Source organism: Kineococcus glutinatus (assembly GCF_039542765.1).
In the GTDB taxonomy this organism is placed as follows: Bacteria; Actinomycetota; Actinomycetes; order Actinomycetales; family Kineococcaceae; genus Kineococcus_A; species Kineococcus_A glutinatus.
Window position 1 is genome coordinate 1 of the sequence record NZ_BAABIL010000827.1, and the last position, 2,269, is coordinate 2,269.

Sequence of the window (2,269 nt, forward strand, 5' to 3'; positions counted from 1 at the left end):
CGACCAGCTCGTCCGCGAGGCCGTGCGCGAGGCCCAGCGGGTGCGCGGGTCCCTCGCCGCCCTCGCCGAGGAGACCACCCGCCGCGAGGACGTGCTCCGGCACGAGCTGGACGCCGCCCTGGCCCGGCTGCGGCACCTCGGCCTCGACGCGGCCGCCGTCGAGGCGGTCGTCGGGCCCGGGGCCGGCGCCCCGCACGGGCGGCACGCCGGCGCGGACGGGCACGTCCCCGCCGACGGCGACCTCGACGGCCGGCCCGGGGTGGGCGCCACCCACGCCTGAGCGCCACCCGGGGCGGGGACGTCCGGCACGCGGCACACCGGTGTCGCGGCGCCGGACGTCCCCGCCCCGCGTGCGTCCCCGCCCCGGCGCGTCAGCCCCGCCCGCCCAGCGGCTCGTCGTGGAAGTCGCCGCCCACCAGCTCCAGCTCCGGGTCGCCCGGGTCACCCGGACCGCCCGCCTCCGCCAGGACCCGCTCGGCGAACACCTCCGCGTCGTCGACGGGGGAGAACCCGATCTCCTCCCCCTCCGCCAGCGACAGCCAGCGGCGGGTGTTGCGGGAGATGCCCCACACCTGCCGGTAGCCCCGGGCGCCGGTGGCGACGGCCGCCTCCACCAGCCGGGCCGCGTCGTCGGGGGACAGCCAGTTCGACAGCGCCCGCACCCCGGCGGGCTCGGCGCTGCAGTGGCCGATGCGCAGCGCCACGACGTCCAGCCCGCAGCGGTCGGCGTAGAGCCGGCCGAGCTGCTCCAGCGCCGCCTTGCTCCAGCCGTAGTACGTGTCCGGCCGCGCGACGACGTCGGCGGGCAGGCCGCCGGCGGGCGCCTCGTGCCGCCCGTGCATGCCCGCCGCGTGGTTGCTGGAGGCCAGCACGACGCGCGGCACCCCGGCCCGGTGCGCCGCCTCCAGCACGCACCACGTGCCGTGCACGTTGACCCGCAGCACGTCGTCCCAGGGCGCCTCGCCGGCGATGCCGCCCATGTGGACGACCGCGTCGACGCCCGCGCAGGCCGCCGCCACGACCTCCAGCTCGTCGGCGGACCCCGGCACCAGCTCCGTGCGGGGGCCGGGCTCGACGCCCTCGTCGAATCCCAGGTCGAGCAGGCGCAGCAGGCGGTCCTCCCGCGCCATCCGCTCGACCAGGAAACGCCCGATGGTCCCGTTCGCGCCCGTGATGAGCAGCCGCTGCACCCGTCCACCCCTCTCGCCGTGCGGCGCGCCCCCTCGGCACCCCGCGCTGCCCGTCCCCTACCCGGTCGCGCGCGGTCTGCACCGGTGCACGGGTGGTGGTGGGATGGGTCGCGTGCTGAGCGCCTACGCCGACGTGCTCCGCCGGCCGGGCGCGGCGGCGTTCTCCGCGGCGGCGCTGCTGGCCCGGCTGCCCATGTCGACGCTCGCGCTGGGCATCGTGCTGCTCGTGTCCCTCGAACGGGGTTCCTACCTCGGCGCCGGGGCGGTGGCGGCGGGCTGGACGCTGCCGCAGGCCCTGCTCTCGCCGTGGCTGGGGCGGCTGGTGGACCGCCGCGGGCAGGCGCGCGTCATGTGGCCGCTCCTGGCGGTGCACGTCAGCGGTGTGGTCGCGCTCGTCGCCGTCGTGCTGGCGGGGCTGCCGCTGGTGGTGGCCACCGGCTGCGCGGCCCTGGCCGGGCTCGGCTTCGGCGCCCCGGGCTCCCTGGCGCGGGCCCGCTGGTCGCACCTGCTGGGCGACTCCCCGCGGCTGCACACGGCGTTCTCGCTGGAGTCCGTGCTCGACGAGGTCCTCTTCATCACCGGCCCGGTGCTGGTGACGCTGCTCGCGGTGGAGGTGCACCCGGCGGCGGGGGTGCTGCTGGCGCTGGCCGGCACCGCGGTGGGCTACCCCCTGCTCCTGCTGCAGCGCGGCAGCGAGCCGCCCGCGGGTCCCGGCGGCGGTGGCCGGCACGCGGGGTCGGTGTGGGCGCTGCCCGGGGTGCGGGTCCTCGTGGTGACCTTCGGGTTGCTCGGCGCGGTGTTCGGGTCCGTCGACCTGTCGACGGTGGCGCTCACCGCCGCCCTGGGGCGGCCGACCGCGGCGGGGCCGGTGCTGGCGGTGTTCGCGGTGGCGAGCCTGCTCGCCGGTGTGGTCTTCGGCGCGGTGTCCTGGCGCCGGCCCCCCGGGGACCTGCTCGTGGCGGGGACCGCCGTCTTCGGCGCCGGTGCGGTGCTCACGACGCTGGCGGGCTCACCGGTGGCGCTGGCCGGGGCGCTGCTGGTCACGGGGGCGGGCATCTCGCCCGTGATGATCAGCGGGG

At 78.7% G+C, this 2,269-nt stretch carries 2 protein-coding genes and 1 pseudogene; 2 read left to right on the top strand and 1 reads right to left on the bottom strand.

Annotated features, from left to right (window positions below; translation table 11 throughout):
* Nucleotides 1-280, top strand: a pseudogene (locus ABEB16_RS21785) (hypothetical protein); the annotation flags it as partial.
* 91 nt (nt 281-371) lie between these two features.
* Here the strand turns inward: ABEB16_RS21785 and ABEB16_RS21790 are convergent.
* A complete protein-coding gene (locus ABEB16_RS21790) occupies nt 372-1,190 on the bottom strand; it encodes an NAD-dependent epimerase/dehydratase family protein (protein ID WP_345714262.1) in 819 nt (272 codons plus the stop codon).
* A 103-nt stretch (nt 1,191-1,293) separates the two neighbouring features.
* Here ABEB16_RS21790 and ABEB16_RS21795 point away from each other — a divergent pair.
* Nucleotides 1,294-2,269 (top strand): MFS transporter (locus ABEB16_RS21795; RefSeq protein WP_345714263.1); only part of this gene is annotated, 976 nt, incomplete at its 3' end.